Origin of the sequence: Azotobacter beijerinckii (assembly GCF_900110885.1) — a bacterium.
In the GTDB taxonomy this organism is placed as follows: Bacteria; Pseudomonadota; Gammaproteobacteria; order Pseudomonadales; family Pseudomonadaceae; genus Azotobacter; species Azotobacter beijerinckii.
The window spans coordinates 25219-41079 of sequence record NZ_FOFJ01000025.1 but is presented as its reverse complement, the minus strand read 5'-3'; the positions used below and the strand labels follow the sequence as shown (position 1 = coordinate 41079).

At 70.0% G+C, this 15861-nt stretch carries 17 protein-coding genes; 9 read left to right on the top strand and 8 right to left on the bottom strand.

Going from position 1 to position 15861, the window contains the following annotated elements:
* Nucleotides 1-58: 58 nt before the first annotated feature.
* The 4 genes from BMY22_RS13615 to BMY22_RS13600 form a co-directional block, all read right to left on the bottom strand.
* Nucleotides 59-958, bottom strand: coding sequence for an AEC family transporter (locus BMY22_RS13615; RefSeq protein ID WP_090622890.1), 900 nt, complete (start codon nt 956-958; stop codon nt 59-61).
* A 39-nt stretch (nt 959-997) separates the two neighbouring features.
* Nucleotides 998-2071, bottom strand: a complete 1074-nt coding sequence (locus BMY22_RS13610) for an AbrB family transcriptional regulator (protein WP_090622887.1) — start codon at nt 2069-2071, stop codon at nt 998-1000.
* Nucleotides 2072-2197: 126 nt separating this feature from the next.
* Nucleotides 2198-2701 carry a 2-thiouracil desulfurase family protein gene (locus tag BMY22_RS13605; protein ID WP_090622886.1) on the bottom strand — a complete coding sequence of 168 codons (504 nt, stop codon included), beginning with the start codon at nt 2699-2701 and terminating at the stop codon, nt 2198-2200.
* Nucleotides 2702-2736: 35 nt separating this feature from the next.
* Nucleotides 2737-3369, bottom strand: a complete 633-nt coding sequence (locus BMY22_RS13600) for a 2OG-Fe(II) oxygenase (RefSeq protein WP_208599284.1) — start codon at nt 3367-3369, stop codon at nt 2737-2739.
* Between the two features lie 91 nt (nt 3370-3460).
* Between BMY22_RS13600 and BMY22_RS13595 the strand changes: the two genes are divergently transcribed.
* Entirely contained in the window at nt 3461-4204 is a 744-nt protein-coding gene (locus BMY22_RS13595) for a DUF2059 domain-containing protein (protein WP_090622881.1), read from the top strand.
* Nucleotides 4205-4209: 5 nt separating this feature from the next.
* Here the strand turns inward: BMY22_RS13595 and bipL are convergent, their stop codons facing one another.
* A complete protein-coding gene (gene bipL, locus BMY22_RS13590; protein ID WP_090622879.1) occupies nt 4210-5148 on the bottom strand; it encodes a phospholipase BipL in 939 nt (312 codons plus the stop codon).
* A gap of 103 nt (nt 5149-5251) precedes the next feature.
* Here bipL and BMY22_RS13585 point away from each other — a divergent pair, with 103 nt between their 5' ends.
* Entirely contained in the window at nt 5252-5809 is a 558-nt protein-coding gene (locus BMY22_RS13585) for a DUF6436 domain-containing protein (protein ID WP_090622877.1), read from the top strand.
* Nucleotide 5810: 1 nt separating this feature from the next.
* On the opposite strand, the gene BMY22_RS13580 is transcribed toward BMY22_RS13585, so the two are convergent.
* On the bottom strand, nt 5811-6671 hold the full coding sequence (locus tag BMY22_RS13580) for an NAD-dependent epimerase/dehydratase family protein (protein WP_090622875.1): 861 nt from the start codon (nt 6669-6671) through the stop codon (nt 5811-5813).
* Nucleotides 6672-6759: 88 nt separating this feature from the next.
* On the opposite strand from BMY22_RS13580, the gene BMY22_RS13575 reads away from it, so the two are divergent.
* From BMY22_RS13575 to BMY22_RS13565, 3 genes are all read left to right on the top strand, one after another.
* Entirely contained in the window at nt 6760-7695 is a 936-nt protein-coding gene (locus tag BMY22_RS13575) for a hydrogen peroxide-inducible genes activator (RefSeq protein WP_090622872.1), read from the top strand.
* Nucleotides 7692-9767 carry an ATP-dependent DNA helicase RecG gene (gene recG / locus BMY22_RS13570; protein WP_090622870.1) on the top strand — a complete coding sequence of 692 codons (2076 nt, stop codon included), beginning with the start codon at nt 7692-7694 and terminating at the stop codon, nt 9765-9767. Before BMY22_RS13575 ends, recG begins: the two co-directional genes overlap by 4 nt.
* Before the next feature lie 80 nt (nt 9768-9847).
* Nucleotides 9848-11245, top strand: a complete 1398-nt coding sequence (locus BMY22_RS13565; RefSeq protein ID WP_090622868.1) for an aminoacyl-tRNA deacylase and HDOD domain-containing protein — start codon at nt 9848-9850, stop codon at nt 11243-11245.
* Between the two features lie 107 nt (nt 11246-11352).
* On the opposite strand, the gene BMY22_RS13560 is transcribed toward BMY22_RS13565, so the two are convergent.
* Nucleotides 11353-11706, bottom strand: coding sequence for an HU family DNA-binding protein (locus BMY22_RS13560; RefSeq protein ID WP_167363744.1), 354 nt, complete (start codon nt 11704-11706; stop codon nt 11353-11355).
* A gap of 164 nt (nt 11707-11870) precedes the next feature.
* Nucleotides 11871-12038 carry a rubredoxin gene (locus tag BMY22_RS13555; RefSeq protein WP_090622863.1) on the bottom strand — a complete coding sequence of 56 codons (168 nt, stop codon included), beginning with the start codon at nt 12036-12038 and terminating at the stop codon, nt 11871-11873.
* Nucleotides 12039-12190: 152 nt separating this feature from the next.
* Here BMY22_RS13555 and BMY22_RS13550 point away from each other — a divergent pair, with 152 nt between their 5' ends.
* The 4 genes from BMY22_RS13550 to phoR all read left to right on the top strand — a co-directional run bounded on the left by BMY22_RS13550 (nt 12191) and on the right by phoR (nt 15817).
* A complete protein-coding gene (locus BMY22_RS13550; protein WP_090622860.1) occupies nt 12191-12742 on the top strand; it encodes a chorismate--pyruvate lyase family protein in 552 nt (183 codons plus the stop codon).
* Between the two features lie 29 nt (nt 12743-12771).
* Nucleotides 12772-13659: a 4-hydroxybenzoate octaprenyltransferase gene (gene ubiA, locus BMY22_RS13545; RefSeq protein ID WP_090622858.1), complete on the top strand. Its 888-nt coding sequence runs from the start codon at nt 12772-12774 to the stop codon at nt 13657-13659.
* A 106-nt stretch (nt 13660-13765) separates the two neighbouring features.
* The gene (gene phoB, locus BMY22_RS13540; RefSeq protein ID WP_090622855.1) at nt 13766-14455 is read left to right on the top strand and encodes a phosphate regulon transcriptional regulator PhoB; all 690 of its coding nucleotides are present in this window, start codon (nt 13766-13768) and stop codon (nt 14453-14455) included.
* Nucleotides 14456-14494: 39 nt separating this feature from the next.
* Nucleotides 14495-15817, top strand: coding sequence for a phosphate regulon sensor histidine kinase PhoR (phoR, locus tag BMY22_RS13535; protein WP_090622852.1), 1323 nt, complete (start codon nt 14495-14497; stop codon nt 15815-15817).
* Nucleotides 15818-15861 lie beyond the last annotated feature (44 nt).

Here is a 15861-nt window from a genome sequence, read left to right as displayed (position 1 = left end):
GGCGCTCCTGACGACAAGGCCCGTACCGCACCGGTACGGGCCTTGTCGTTTTCGGGAACTACAGATGCCCGCTGACGAATACCCACAGCGGCAGGGTCAGCGCGGCCAGCAGGGTCGACAGGGTGATCGCCGAGCTGACCACCCGGTTGTCGTCCTGATGGCGGGCGAAGCCCAGCACATTCACCCCGCTGGGGCAGGCCGCCATGACCGTCAGCACCGAACCGGCCAGCGGCCCCAGTCCGAGCCCGGCGCACAGGAGCAGCACCGCCAGCGGAAACACCAGCAGCTTGGCGAAGACGATGCCGAGCGCCTCGCGGCTGGGCAGCAGGTGGCAGTTCGAGAGATTGGCCCCGAGCACGATCAGCGCGCAGGGCAGCGCCGCCTGGGCCAGCCACTGGACCAGGTGCTCGAAGGGCGCGGGCAGCTGCAGGCCGGAGAGGTTCAGCAGCACGCCCAGCAGCAGCCCGACGATCATCGGATTGGCCAGGTTCAGCAGCAGGGAGCGGACATCCACGGCCTCCTTGCCGGCCAGCGCGCCATAAAGGCTCTGGAAGGAGAACAGCAACAGGCTGTGGAAAGCCAGCACCGCGAACACATAGACGAGGCCCGGACTGCCGAACAAACTGGCGACCAGCGGAATCCCCACCAGCACGTTGTTGGAAAAGCTGGCGGTCAGGCCGAACGGCGTGGGACGCCCGCGCAGGCGGTGGCCGACCGCATTCAGCGCGACGAAGGTGGCCAGGGCCGGCACGAAATAGGCCAGCAGCAGGCCGGGAGAAAAGCCCTCGTCCAGCGAGGCCTTGGCGATGCCGCTGAACAGCAGCATCGGCATGAACAGCTTGAAGGTCAGGTTGCCCAGTTCCCGGGCGGCCTGGTTGCTCAGCCATTGACGGCGACCCAGGACGTAGCCCAGCACGATCAGGGCGAAAATGGGCAGGATTGCTTGCAGGACGGCCACGACTGAAGAACTCCGGCGGCGTGAAGGAAGGACCCGCGGCTAGCGCTGCGCCAGGCGCATGATCTGCCGCGCGAAGAAGGCTCCGGTGAAAATCACCCCGAACAGGCGAAGGGTCTGCATGGCCAGCACCAGACCGGCATCGGAGCGGGTGTCCACGGCGATGATCGCCATGGCGTCCAGCCCGCCGGGCGTGGTCGCCAGGTAGACCGAGAGAAAGTCCTTGCCGAGCAGCAGCGCGATCAGCCAGGCCGACAGCGCGCAGAGCACGATCAGCACCACCGCGCCGACGATCATCGCCGGCAGGCGGCGCCAGACATGGCTCAGCGTCGCCATATCGAAGCGCAGCCCGATATAGCAGCCGATCGCCCCGTAGGCCAAAGGCGGCAGCCAGTCCGGCAGCCCCAGGTGCAGCACGCCGCCCACCTGCAGGGCGCCGCCGGCCAGCAGCGGCAACAGCAGGGCGCCGGCAGGCAGGCGCGCCCCGGCCAGCACCCCGAACGGAATCAGCGCCAGGCTCGGCCCCAGATCGACCGGTGCGGCCGTCCCCGCCAGCGGCGGCAAGCCGAGGGACTCGACGCCGACGCCCGGCGTGCCGGTCAGGTGCCCGACCAGCGCTCCGACCAATACCACGCAGACCACCCGCACGTACTGCATGGTCGCCACCACGCGGCCGTCGGCGCCGTCCTCCTCGGCCATCGAAACCATCGCCGACGCGGCTCCCGGCGCCATCCCCCAGGCTGCGGTGCTGCCGGGAATGTCGCCGAACCAGACCAGCCCCAGGCTCACCAGCAGGCTGAGGGCCAGGGTCAGCCCCGTCGCCAGCAGCATCACGTGCCAGGACTGTGCCAGGGTCAGCAGTACCGACAGGGTCATCGACTGGGCGACCAGGATGCCGACGCAGCCCTGCCCCAGCTTGAAGGCCGGCCTGGGCATGTGGATGGTCGCACCGCCGACGCCGAAGGCCACGGCCACCAGCATCGGCCCGAGAAACCAGGCGGCCGGCAGGCCGCAGCGGCCGAGCAGCCAGCCGCCGGCCCCGGCGGCGGTGAGCAGGGCCAGCCACTGCAGCGCGGCGGGCCAGGTGCGAAGCGGAAAGCGCGGCAACTGCGACAACTCGAATGCTCCATGGCGAGGATGAGCGTCATCTGTACGCAAAGGTACACCCGGAGGGATTATTGACCGCATAATTGATCAGGTCTATCCGGCCGTGGGTAGCCATTGGTGGCAACCAATCAATGGTCACGCCGCGCCGTCGCCCGCCTCCAGCGCCGCCAGAGCCGCGGCCGCCTCTGCCAGCGCCTCCTCGCTGAACACCCGCACGCCATGGCGCCGAAGCAGCGCAGCGGTGACGCCCTCGCCGGAGACCCGCCGGCCACTGAAGCTGCCATCGTAGTTCTCGCGGTTGCCGCAGGAAGGGCTGCGCGCCTTGAGCACGGCGAGCCGGATGCCGTGGGCCTCGACCAGCTGCAGAGCCGCGCGGGCGCCGGCGAGGAAGGCCGCGCCGACCTCCGCGCCGTCGATCGTCAGCACACCGCACGCACCGTCCAGCACCTGGGCGCCCTGCCCGCCGGGAATCTCCGCCGTCGGGCGGGGCGTCGGCAGGCCGCCGGCGACCTCTGGGCAGACCGCCACCAAACGGCCCTGGCGCCGCCACGTCTCGAGTTGGACAAAGGGACCGTGACTGCCGCCGTCGTAGCGGACCGGCTCGCCGAGCAGGCAGCGGCTGACCAGGATCTTCTGCATGGCGGGGGACTCCGCTGGGCCGGCGCGGAGCGCGCCTACAGGGACTTGCCGGCGCGGCGGCGGAACCAGCCGGTCAGCGACAGCCGCTCGCGGGTCGCCGGCAGCACTTCGTGGGGGAAGTCCGCCGACATGAAGCAGGCCAGACTGCCGCCCTGCGGCATCACCTCGTGAGCCCGCCCGCCCGGCAGGTAGAGGCGCAGCTCGCCCCCCTCGTCGGGCTGCCATTCCTCGTTGAGGTAGAGCACCACGGTCACCGTGCGGCTGTCGTCGTCGCGGAAGCGGTCGAGGTGACGCTGGTAGTAAGCCCCCGGCGGGTAGAGCGCGAAGTGGCATTCGAGTTCCTCCAGACCGAGGAACAGCTCGCGGTTGAGGGTCTGGCGCAAGGACTCCATCAGCGCCAGCCAAGCATCGCCCGGGGCGCACTGGCCGGATTCCAGCCAAGCGGTGTAGTCGCCGCGCACCCCCTCCTCCACCTGCTGCCGGTCGCCGCGGCCGATGGCGGCGGGAGCCAGCTCGCCGGCAGCGGCTCGCGCACGGCACTCCTGCGCCAGCTCCTCGGTCAGCGTCGGCGACAGAAAGACGCTCTGCTGCGACCAGCCAGGACCGGCCAGGTCGTCGACGATGCGCAGCAGCAGGGGATTATCGGGAGACGAGTGCATGGACGGCATTCTAGCAGGGCGCCGGTCGCCAGGGTGCGCGGCCCCTCGACTTTTGCGCACGGGGCCGCCGACAATAACGCCACGAACGACCGGAGTTCCCATGCGCGCCCTCGCCTTCCTCGTCCTCGCCCTGCTCAGTCCGCCCGGCTTTGCCGACGACTACCTGCAGCTCTACCGGAGCGGAGGCTGGCCAGAACAACGCGAACACTTCCACGCCGCCCTCGCCGCCGCCCAGCAGCGCTACCGGGCCAACCTGCCGCCGGCGATCTACCAGGCCCTGGTCGACAACAGCAACCAGCGCTTCGCCGCCCAGGCCATGGATCGCCGCGCCCTGGCGGCGCTGCGCGCCCGGCTGGCCCAGCCGGGGCCGGCGCTGGCCTTCTTCGAGAGTCCGCTGGGGCGCAAGATCGTCGCCGCCGAACTGGCCGCCACCCGCAGCGAGCAACTGGCCAGAAACGCCAAGGGCCTGCCGCGCATGCAGGCCGAGGCCACCCGGCGCCTGCTGATCCGCCACCTGGCCCAGGCCATTCCGGCCGGCGAGGCCGGTGCCGAGCTCAGCCTGGCGCTGGCCGGCGTGGCGGCCGACAGCCTCAGCCAGATGGTGCCCGGCTTCGGCCTGTTCGGCGGCGGCGACCAGACCCTTGGCATGCTCGACAACCAGCGCCAGCGCATCCGCGCGGAGATCGAGCGGGACCTGGACAACACCCTGATGTACGTCTACCGGGAGCTGTCCGACCCGGAGCTGGAGGAGTTCGCCGGCTTCGCCCAGTCCCCCGCCGGCCAGGCCTACTACCAGGCCGCCCTGGCCGCCCTGCGCGCCGCCCTGGCGGTCGGCCAGCAATAGAAGCCCTACTCCAGCCGCTCGCGGAGAAAGTCGAAGTAGCGCTGGCGCACCGCCTCGCGCTCGTTGGCCAGGTGATGGCGCGCACTCGGCAGCATCAGGAGCTGCGGATCGCGGAACTTGTCCCGCAGGACGTCCAGATTGTGCCGCCAGTCGACGGTCAGGTCGGCATCGCCCTGGATGATCAGCGGACTGCGTTCGCTGCGCGGGGCGGCCTCGATCCGCGGAATCCAGCGCGCCAGCGCGCCGACCCAGGCGGTGGGCAGGATGCGCGCCTGCAGCGGATCGCGCTGGATGAACGCGAGGAAGGCCGCGTCGCCGGAGTTGTCGCTGAAGCGCCGCGGGATCGACTCGACGAACGGCCTGAGTGCCCGGTAGCTGAGCTTCGACAAGCCCCAGCTGCGCGGCCGCACCAGGGGGGCGCTGAGGATGGTCTCGCCCACTTCGGGCCGTGGCGCGCCGCTCAGCAGGTAGTCGAGCAGGATCGCGCCGCCGGTGCTTTGCCCGAACAGATGCCAGGGCTTGGGCAGGTCGAGCACGGCGGCCTCGGACAGGAGTCCCCGGAACACCGCCTGGTACTCGGCGAAGTCGTCGATGCTGGCCGGCGCGCCGCTGGACAGCCCGTGCCCCGGCAGGTCGCAGGAGAGCACGGCGAAGCCCATGCCCAGCGCCCAGTCGAGCACGTGCCGGTAGAGGCCCATGTGATCGTAGTAACCGTGCATCAGCAGCAGCGTCGCGCGCGGCCGCTCCGGCCACCAGACCTGGGCGACGATCCGGTAGGTGCCGACCGAGAAGCAGCCGAGACGGCCCTGCACCCCCGACCGCCGCTCGCCCAGGTCGAGCCCGTAGTAGCGGCGGTAGGCCTGGACCTGCGGCAGCTCGTCGCCGCCCGCGGCCAGAGGCTGCAGCAGGGGACGCAGGAGATCGGGGTGAAAAGACTCTGACATGACACGGCTCGTCCGGAGAGGAAGTTACGCCCCGCGGCCCGCCGCGCTTCATTCGACGGACACGGCATGGCAAGCTGGGGCACCCTGTTCCCGTCTTTACGCCATGCTCTCCCCGAAGCGCAAGACCTTGCTCGCCGTCCTGTTCGGCCTCCTCTGCCTCGCCGCCCTGGCCGCCGCCTACGACTGGTACCGCGGCCGCTACCAGCGGACCGTGCTGTTCGACGCCGTCGACCTGCGCCTGCCGCCCGGACTGGAGGGGCCCGGGCCGATCCGCCTGGTGCACTTCCACGATCCGGCCTGCCCCTGCAACGTCGGCAACCAGCAGCATCTGGCCGAACTGGCCGAGCGCTACGCTCCCCTGGGAGTGACCTTCCATGCCCTGCAGCGGCCGAGCAGCCGGGGGCGTCTGCCGCCAGCGCTGGCCGCGCTGCAGCCGCTGGCGGCTCTCCCCGGCAGCGAAGGGCTGCCGGGGAGCCCGGCGCTGGCGATCTGGGACCGCCAGGGCCGCCTGGCCTATTTCGGGCCCTACAGCGAAGGGGCGACCTGCACTGCGGCCAACAGCTTCGCCGAGCCGGTCCTCGACGCCCTGCTCAAGGGCCGTCCGGTGCGTGCCGGCGGCACCCTAGCCGAGGGCTGCTTCTGCGCCTGGCAGGCGCCCTGACTCAAGACTCGCCCAGCAGCGCCGCATAGCCCTCGCGGTAGCTGGGGTAGTCCGGCGCCCAGCCGAGGGCGCGGACCCCGGCATTGCTGCAGCGCTTGCTGCCGGCGCGCCGGCCGAGGCCCTCGCCGCCCTCGCCGACCACCCCCAGCCGCCCGCGCAGCCAGGCCACCACCTCGTGCAGCGGCGCCGGCGCGTCGTCCACGCCCAGATAGCAGTCGGCCAGCGGAACGCCGCGGGCATCGGCCTCGAGCAGGAAAGCCAAAAGACTCGCGGCGTCGTCGCGGTGGATGCGGTTGCCGTAGAGCGGCGGCTGCGGATCGATGCCAGCGCCGCGGCGCACCTGCCCGATCAGCCACTCGCGGCCGGGACCGTAGATGCCGGCCAGCCGCACCGCGCTGGCCGGCAGGCCGCTGCCCAGCGCCAGTCGCTCGGCTTCCAGCAGGACCCGCCCGGAGAACCCCAAAGGCTCGGTGGGCGAGCGCTCGTCGACCCACTCGCCGTCCTGCTGGCCGTAAACCCCGGTGCTGGAGACGAACAGCAGCCGTCGCGGCCGTTGGCCGTGGAGCGCCAGCCAGTCCAGCACATGGCGCAGACCCTCGACATAGGCGGCGCGATAGCCGGCCTCGTCGTGGCGGCTGGCCGCCGCGCAGTAGACCAGGTAATCGAGCGGCCCGCCCGGCCAGTCCGGCGGGCACTGGGCGGCCTCGAGATCGCCGCGCAGCGGCAGGATCGCCGGCGGCAGGGCCGCCACCTGCCGGCGCAGGCCATGCACGCGCCAGCCGGCGGCGGCCAGCCGCTCGCCGAGTCGGCTGCCGACGTCGCCGCACCCGGCGATCAGCAGCACGGGATCTGTGGTTTCCATCCGCCTCTCCCCCCGTGGAGTCCACGGGCATGGTTGGTTCTCGGCCAAGCAAAGGCTATTCTTGCTGGTGAGCTAATGGAAATTCGCTATGACCCTCACCGAACTGCGCTACATCGTCACCCTCGCCCAAGAACAGCATTTCGGACGCGCCGCCGAACGCTGCCACGTCAGCCAGCCGACCCTCTCGGTGGGCGTGAAGAAGCTCGAGGACGAACTCGGCGTGCTGATCTTCGAACGCAGCAAGACCGCCGTGCGCCTGACCCCGGTCGGCGAGGGCATCGTCACCCAGGCGCAGAAGGTGCTGGAGCAGGCACAGAGCATCCGCGAACTGGCCCAGGCCGGCAAGAACCAGCTGGCCGCGCCGCTCAAGGTCGGCGCCATCTACACCATCGGTCCCTACCTGTTTCCGCACCTGATCCCGCAGCTGCACAAGGCGGCGCCGCAGATGCCGCTGTACATCGAGGAAAACTTCACCCACGTGCTGCGCGACAAGCTGCGCACCGGCGAACTCGACGCGATCATCGTCGCCCTGCCGTTCCACGAGGCGGACGTGCTGACCAAGCCGCTCTACGACGAGCCCTTCTACGCCCTGCTGCCGGCCGACCACCCCTGGACCAAGCTGCAGACCATCGACAGCGAGATGCTCAACGACAAGAGCCTGCTGCTGCTCGGCGAGGGCCACTGCTTCCGCGACCAGGTGCTGGAAGCCTGCCCGTCGCTGCGCAAGGCCGACGAGGCGCACCGCCACACCACGGTGGAGTCCAGCTCGCTGGAAACCATCCGCCACATGGTTGCCTCCGGGCTCGGCATCTCGGTGCTGCCGTTCACCGCGGTGAACAGCCACCACTATGCCCCCGGCGTGCTCGAGGTTCGCCCGCTGACCTCGCCGGTGCCGTTCCGCACCGTGGCCATCGCCTGGCGCGCCAGCTTCCCGCGGCCGAAGGCGATCGAGCTGCTGACCGACTCCATCCGCCTGTGCTCGGTGAGCCATTCGCCGGCCGGGCCCGCCCAGCAGAGCGCATGAGCGAGCTGGCGGCGGTTCCGGTCACGGCGCTCAAGGGCGTCGGCGCGGCGCTGGCCGAGAAACTCGCCCGGGTCGGCCTGGAGACCCTCCAGGATCTGCTGTTCCACCTGCCGCTGCGCTACCAGGACCGTACCCGGATCACCCCGATCGGCGCCCTGCGTCCGGGCCAGGATGCGGTGGTCGAAGGTACGGTGGCCACCGCCGACGTCGTCACGGGCCGGCGCCGCAGCCTGCTGGTGCGCCTGCAGGACGGCAGCGGTACCCTGTCCCTGCGCTTCTTCCACTTCAGCCCGGCGCAGCAGGATGGCCTGAAGCGCGGCACCCTGCTGCGCTGCTACGGCGAGGTGCGCCCCGGCGCCTCGGGCCTGGAGATCTATCATCCGGAATACCGCGCGCAGAATGGCGACGAACCGGCACCGGTCGAGCAGACCCTGACGCCCATCTACCCGACCACCGAGGGCCTCACCCAGCAGCGCCTGCGCGGCCTGACCGGGCAGGCGCTGGCCCGCCTCGGCCCGCACAGCCTGCCGGACTGGCTGCCGGCGGAACTGGCCCGCGCCCACCGCCTCGCGCCGCTGGACGAGGCGATCCGCTACCTGCACCGGCCGCCGCCGGACGCCGATCTCGCGGAACTCGCCGAGGGCCGCCACTGGGCCCAGCATCGCCTGGCCTTCGAGGAGCTGCTGACCCACCAGCTGTCGCTGCAGCGCCTGCGCGAGAGCATCCGCGCCCAGCACGCGCCGCGACTGCCCAGAGCCCAGCGTCTGCCGATGCAGTTTCTCGCCAACCTCGGCTTCGCCCCCACCGGTGCCCAGCGCCGGGTCGGTGCCGAGATCGCCCACGACCTCAGCCAGTCCGAGCCCATGCTGCGCCTGGTGCAGGGCGACGTCGGCGCCGGCAAGACGGTGGTCGCCGCGCTGGCCGCCCTGCAGGCCCTGGAAGCCGGCTACCAGGTGGCGCTGATGGCGCCCACCGAGATTCTCGCCGAACAGCACTACCTCAACTTCGCCCGCTGGCTGGAACCGCTGGGCATCGATCTCGCCTGGCTGGCCGGCAAGCTCAAGGGCAAGGCGCGCGCCACGGCGCTGGAGAAGATCGCCGGCGGCTGCCCGATGGTGGTCGGCACCCACGCGCTGTTCCAGGACGAGGTGCGCTTTCGCAACCTGGCCCTGGCGATCATCGACGAGCAGCACCGCTTCGGCGTCCAGCAGCGCCTGGCCCTGCGCCAGAAGGGCGTCGACGGCCGCCTCTGCCCGCACCAGCTGATTATGACCGCCACGCCCATCCCGCGTACCCTGGCGATGAGCGCCTACGCCGACCTGGACACCTCGATCCTCGACGAGCTGCCGCCCGGTCGCACCCCGGTGAACACCCTGGTGATCGCCGACAGCCGGCGCCTGGAGGTGGTCGAACGGGTCCGCGCCGCCTGCCTCGAGGGCCGCCAGGCCTATTGGGTGTGCACGCTGATCGAGGAGTCCGAGGAGCTGACCTGCCAGGCCGCGGAAACCACCTTCGAGGAACTCGACGCCGCCCTCGGCGAACTGCGCGTGGGCCTGATCCACGGACGCATGAAGCCGGCGGAGAAGGCCGCGGTGATGGAAGAGTTCAAGGCCGGCCGGCTGCAGCTGCTGGTCGCCACCACGGTGATCGAGGTCGGCGTCGACGTGCCCAATGCCAGCCTGATGATCATCGAGAACCCCGAGCGCCTCGGCCTCGCCCAGCTGCACCAGCTGCGCGGGCGGGTCGGCCGCGGCAGCGCCGCCAGCCACTGTCTGCTGCTCTACCACGCGCCGCTGTCGCAGCTCGGCCGCGAGCGCCTGGCGATCATGCGCGAGACCTCGGACGGCTTCGTCATCGCCGAGAAGGATCTGGAGCTGCGCGGCCCCGGCGAGATGCTCGGCACCCGCCAGACCGGCCTCTTGCAGTTCAAGGTCGCCGACCTGATGCGCGACGCCGATCTGCTGCCGGCGGCGCGCGAGGCGGCGCAGAGCCTGTTGGCGCGCTGGCCGCAGCATGTCGGCCCGCTGCTGGAGCGCTGGCTGCGGCATGGCCAGCAGTACGGGCAGGTCTGAGCCGTCATTGGCGCAGGTCAGTGCAGCGACCGGCCGACTGATTATACTCCCCTGATTTCGCCCCTCCGGCAGAATGCTTCATGCCCGACACCGTGCCGACCGCCGCCGAGTTGCTGAAACCCCAACTGCCGCCGATCATCCGCGACCTGCTGACAAGCCTCGGGGTTCCCGTGCGGATCGTGCACGAGCGGCCCGGCTCCGGCCTGCCGCGGGTACAGGCGGCGCTGCTCGAAGATGCCGCCGGCAGCCTGCTGGTGCTGTTCCCCGGCGACCAGCTGCTTGACCTCCACCGCCTGAAAACGGTCGTCGGCCGCGACCTCGTCCCCGCCGAGGCACGCCGGCGGCAGTTGCTCGACAGCGCGCGGCTGAGCGCGCTCCCCGGCCTGCCGGCGCTGATCGACGTCCCCTGCCTGTACGACGAACGCCTGTTGCAGGAGCCGAGCCTGCTGCTCGACTCCGGCCAGCCCCACGTGCTCCTGGAAATCGACCGCGAGGTCTATCGCAGCCTGCTCGCCGATGCCCACGGCGCCCGTTTCGGCATGCCGCTGGTCCGCCTGCGCCACAACCTGCAGAGGCACGCCGCCGAGCCGATGGAGGCGGTGCAGGGCTTCACCGCCCGGCGCATCCGTCAGCGCCTGGAGCGCCGGGTGGAGATCCCGCCCCGGCAGAACACCGTGCGCCGGATCCACCAGCTGTACGGCAATCTCCGCGGCTGCAGCGACGACGACGTCACCGACCTGATCGAGACCGATCCGGCCCTGGCCGCCCAGGTGGTCAGCTGGGCCGGCTTGAGCGGCACCGCCCATCATCCGGCACCGGAAAGGGTGCTCTCGGTGGAGGACGCCATCGTGCGGGTGCTCGGCTCCGAGGTGGTACTCAACCTGTCGCTCGGCTTGTCCGAGGGCAAGCCCCCCGAGCCCCCCGACGCCCGGGACGACATGACGTCCTACTGGGAAGCGGCCCTCTACACCGCCACCCTGATGGACGGCCTGTGCCGGGCGATGCCACGCGGCACACGCCCGGAACCGGGCCTGGCCTACCTGGCCGGACTGCTGCACAACTTCGGCTACCTGACCCTCGCACACATCTTCCCGCCCTACTTCAAGCTGCTCAGCCAGCACCTGCAGATCAATCCGCACATCCCGCACGCCCTGGTCGAACACCACCTGCTCGGCGTCACCCGCGAACAGATCGGCGCCTGGCTGATGGAGCACTGGCAGATGCCCGAGGAGCTGACGGTCGCACTGAACGGCCAGCACGATGCCGACTACCGCGGCCGGCACGCGGTGTATGCCAATCTGGTCTATCTGGCGGTCAACCTGCTGCGCAACCGCGGCATCGGCGACACGCCGCAGGAGGAGATTCCCCCGCGGCTGCTCGACGACCTGGGGCTGACCCGGGCCAGGGCCGAGGAGGCGCTGGACCGGGTGCTGGCGGCGGAAACGGCGTTGCGCGTGCTGCTCGCGCAGCCGGAGTGAGACGGTGCGGCCGTCCATCACGAATTGAACGATGGCGCGCAAATCCCAGTCAGGGAGAGTTCATCGCCCGAACCCTTCCCGTTCGGGCGACACGGGCCTGCGCTCGATCAGTTGACGGCATCCCGGAGCGATTTTCCGGGCTTGAAGGCGACCGTGTTGCTGGCCCTGATGTTGACCGGCTGGCCGGTCTGCGGATTCTTTCCGGTCCGGGCACCGCGATGGCGCTGCAGGAAAGTGCCAAAGCCGACCAGGGTGACGCTGTCCTTGCGGTTCAGCGCGCCGGTGATTTCCTCGAGCATCGCATTGAGTACCCGGTTGGCCTGATCCCGGGTGAGATCGGTCTTTTCCGCGATGGCGGCAGCAAGTTCCGGTTTACGCATGATTACCTCTTCGACGTTTCTTGTTGTTGTATCCGTACGTTTGCTCTTCCCACTGCCACAACGGCTCCATGTTGCAGCCAACACAGGGAGGATGGCATGCCATCCGGCTCTCCGCCAGTCGCCCCGCGGCCTTGAGCGGTGCGAGCCGATGGAGCGCCCTGCCCGGCCGCCGCGCCCGGTCAGGGAAAAACGCGCGCCCAACGGCTAGTTGCCCAGAAAATTCTGGAAAAACAAGGGAATTAGCGTCAAACGATCTCGATCATCTCGAAGTCCTGCTTTCCGGCACCGCACTCGGGACACAGCCAGTCGGAGGGCACGTCCTCCCAGGCGGTCCCCGGCGCGATGTTCTCCTCCGGAAGGCCGTTGGCCTCCTCGTAAATAAAGCCGCAGACGATGCATTGCCACTTGCGCATGGCTCACCTCCCGATGCCCCGACCAATACCCCACGCTACTGCAAGTCGCCGACAGCGCCAAGAGCGGCGCCGGCCGGCACGCATGCCAGCGTGGAAACAATCGATGGCAGGCCCTAGACTCGCCCCCCTGTCCACTCCTCCGGAATGCCCCTGTGACCGCTGCTCCCGCTTTCCACTGGCTCGGCGCCGACCAGTTGCACCCCGCCCCCGCAGCCTGCCTGGCCGACTGGCTGTTCGATACCGGCTCGCTGACCCGCCGGCTGACCGCCCTCTCCGCCGGGCGCTTCGCCGTGACCCTGCTGGAGGAAGGCTGGCAGACCCTGCGCGACGACGAGTGCGCCGCCCTCGGCGTGGCGCCCGGCAGCGCAGGCTGGGCACGCGAGGTCTACCTGCTCGGCGAGGAGCGCCCCTGGGTGTTCGCCCGCAGCGTGGCGGCGCTCGAGGCCCTGGAAGGCTTCGCCCCGGTGCTCGCCGAGCTGGGCCTCCGGCCCCTCGGCGAGCTGTTGTTCAGCGATCCGGCCTTCGCACGCGGCCCGCTCCAGGCGACCCGCTATCCGCCGGCCGACCTGCCGGCCGCGGTGCGCCGCAGTGGCCTCTGGGGGCGCCGCTCCTGCTTCCGCCGCGGAGCCCTGAAGGTGCTGGTGGCGGAGGTCTTCCTGCCGGATCTCTGGCGATACCAGGGAATCGACCCGGACGCCTTATAATCCGCCGGAGCCGTCCGGGAGAGCCGACCATGTACACCGCCCTGCTGCACTCGATGAACCGCCTGCACCCCCGCGCCTGGGACTTCATCCAGCTGATGCGCCTGGACCGGCCGATCGGCATCTACCTGCTGCTCTGGCCGACCCTCTGGGCGGTATGGATCGCCGCCGATGGCGCGCCCAGCCCGAAACACGTACTGATCTTCGCCGGCGGCGTGATCCTCATGCGCTCGGCCGGCTGCGTGATCAACGACTTCGCCGACCGCCACTTCGACGGCCACGTCAGCCGCACCCGCCAGCGGCCGCTGGCGACCGGCCGGATCACGACGCGCGAGGCCTTGACCCTGTTCGCCGTGCTGGTGGCGCTGAGCTTCGGCCTGGTGCTGCTGACCGACCCGACGACCGTCGCCCTGTCCTTCGGCGCCCTGGCGGTGGCCTCGCTCTACCCCTTCATGAAGCGCTACACCCACCTCCCGCAGTTGGTACTCGGGGCGGCCTACTCCTGGGGCATCCTGATGGCCTTCACCGCCGCGACCGGCCGCCTGCCGCTCGAAGCCTGGCTGATCTTCATCGCCAACCTGGCGTGGACCGTGGGCTACGATACCTACTACGCGATGACCGACCGCGAGGACGACCTGAAGATCGGCGTGAAGTCCACCGCCATCCTCTTCGGCGCCGCCGACCGGGCGATCATCCTCGCCCTGCAGGGCCTGACCCTCGGCCTCCTGCTGGTGGTCGGGGCGCGTCAGGGGTTCGGCCTGTACTTCCACCTCGGCCTGCTGGTCGCCGCGCTGTGCTTCGCCTGGGAATTCGTCGCCACCCGCCGGCGCGAGCCGCAGGCCTGCTTCCGGGCCTTCCTGCACAACCACTGGGCCGGCCTGGCGGTCCTGCTCGGCCTGGTCCTCGACTACGCGCTCTAGAGCCGGTCCGCACCGGCCTCCCGCAGGCATTTATCTGTCATACGGCTGCAATAATTCCGTTATCTAATGCGCTGCACTGACAGGAACTACAACGGGACAGCTGCCCATGGCCGGCAAGACAATCCTTATCGTCGACGACGAGGCCCCCATCCGCGAGATGATCGCCGTGGCCCTGGAGATGGCCGGCTACGAGTGCCTCGAAGCGGAAAACACCCAGCAGGCCCACGCCGTCATCGTCGACCGCAAACCCGACCTGATCCTGCTCGACTGGATGCTGCCCGGCACCTCCGGCATCGAGCTGGCCCGCCGCCTGAAGCGCGACGAGCTGACTGCCGGCATCCCGCTGATCATGCTCACCGCCAAGGGCGAGGAGGACAACAAGATCCAGGGCCTGGAAGTCGGCGCCGACGACTACATCACCAAGCCCTTCTCGCCGCGCGAGCTGGTCGCCCGCCTGAAGGCCGTGCTGCGCCGCACCGGCCCCAGCGACCACGAAACGCCGATCGAGATCGGCGGCCTGCTGCTCGACCCGATCAGCCACCGGGTGACCATCGACGGCAAGCCGGCCGAGATGGGACCCACCGAATACCGCCTGCTGCAGTTCTTCATGACCCATCAGGAGCGCGCCTATACCCGCGGCCAGTTGCTCGACCAGGTCTGGGGCGGCAACGTCTATGTCGAGGAGCGCACCGTCGACGTGCACATCCGCCGACTGCGCAAGGCCCTCGGCGAAGCCTACGAGAATCTGGTGCAGACGGTGCGCGGCACCGGTTATCGTTTCTCCACCAAGAGCTGAACCCGGCGCCGAAGCGGCGCGAAGGTCAAGGATGCCCCTGTGAAACCCACCTGGCTCGGCCCGCTGCTGCGCAGCCTCCTGCCGCCCACCGCCGTCGGCCTGCTGCTCGGCCTGATTGACGGCGACTACGGCTGGTCGCTGGCCATCGGCCTGGCTACCTACCTCGCCTGGCACCTCTACCAGCTCATCCGCCTGCACCAGTGGCTGAAGACCTACCAGCCCGAGGAGCCGCCGCCGGACGGCCACGGCCTGTGGGGCGAGGTGTTCGACGGTCTCTACAGCATCCAGCGCCGCGACCAGCGCGTGCGCGGCCGCCTGCAGGCGGTGATCGACCGCGTGCAGGAGTCCACCGCCGCGCTCAAGGACGCGGTGATCATGCTCGACGCCGAGGGCAACCTGGAATGGTGGAACCGCGCCGCGGAAACCCTGCTCGGCCTGAAGACGCCGCAGGACAGCGGTCAGCCGATCACCAACCTGGTCCGCCATCCGCTCTTCAAGACCTACATGGCGCAGGACAACTTCAAGGACGCCCTCGAACTGCCCTCGCCGCTCAACGACCGCCTCCACCTGCAACTGCAGATCACCCGCTACGGCAACGGCGAGCAGCTGATGCTGGTCCGCGACGTGACCCACGTGCGCCAGCTGGAACAGATGCGCAAGGACTTCGTCGCCAACGTCTCCCACGAGCTGCGCACCCCGCTGACGGTGATCGCCGGTTATCTGGAGCCCCTGCTGGACAACGTCGAGGACGTGAATCCGCGCTGGCGCCGCCCCCTGCAACAGATGCAGCAGCAGGCCGAACGCATGAAGAACCTGCTCGACGACTTGCTGCTGCTGGCCCGGCTGGAGGCCAGCGACAGCCTCCAGGACAAGCAGCCGGTCGCGGTGGAGCCGCTGCTGCAGGCGATCTCCAGGGATGCCCGGGCGCTCTCCGGGGAAGGCAACCACCAGATCCTCCTGGAGGCCGATCCCCGGCTCGAACTCCAGGGCAACGAGGCAGAGCTGAACAGCGCCTTCTCCAACCTGGTGTTCAACGCGGTGAAATACACCCCGGCCGGCGGCGAGATCCGCATCCGCTGGTGGGCCGACCCGGCCGGCGGACACCTGAGCGTGCAGGACACCGGCATCGGCATCGAATCCCGGCACCTGGCGCGGCTGACCGAACGCTTCTACCGGGTCGACGCCAGCCGCTCGGCCAGCACCGGCGGCACCGGCCTGGGCCTGGCCATCGTCAAGCATGCACTGATCCACCACCACGGCCGCCTGGAAATCGCCAGCGAGCCAGGCAAGGGCAGCCTGTTCACCTGCCACTTCCCGACGACGCAGCTGGCGACTCGCCGGGAACTCGGCAACGCCTCTTGAAAGCGCGGCCCGGCGCCCTCATATGCCCCCCTTTGCCAGCCACT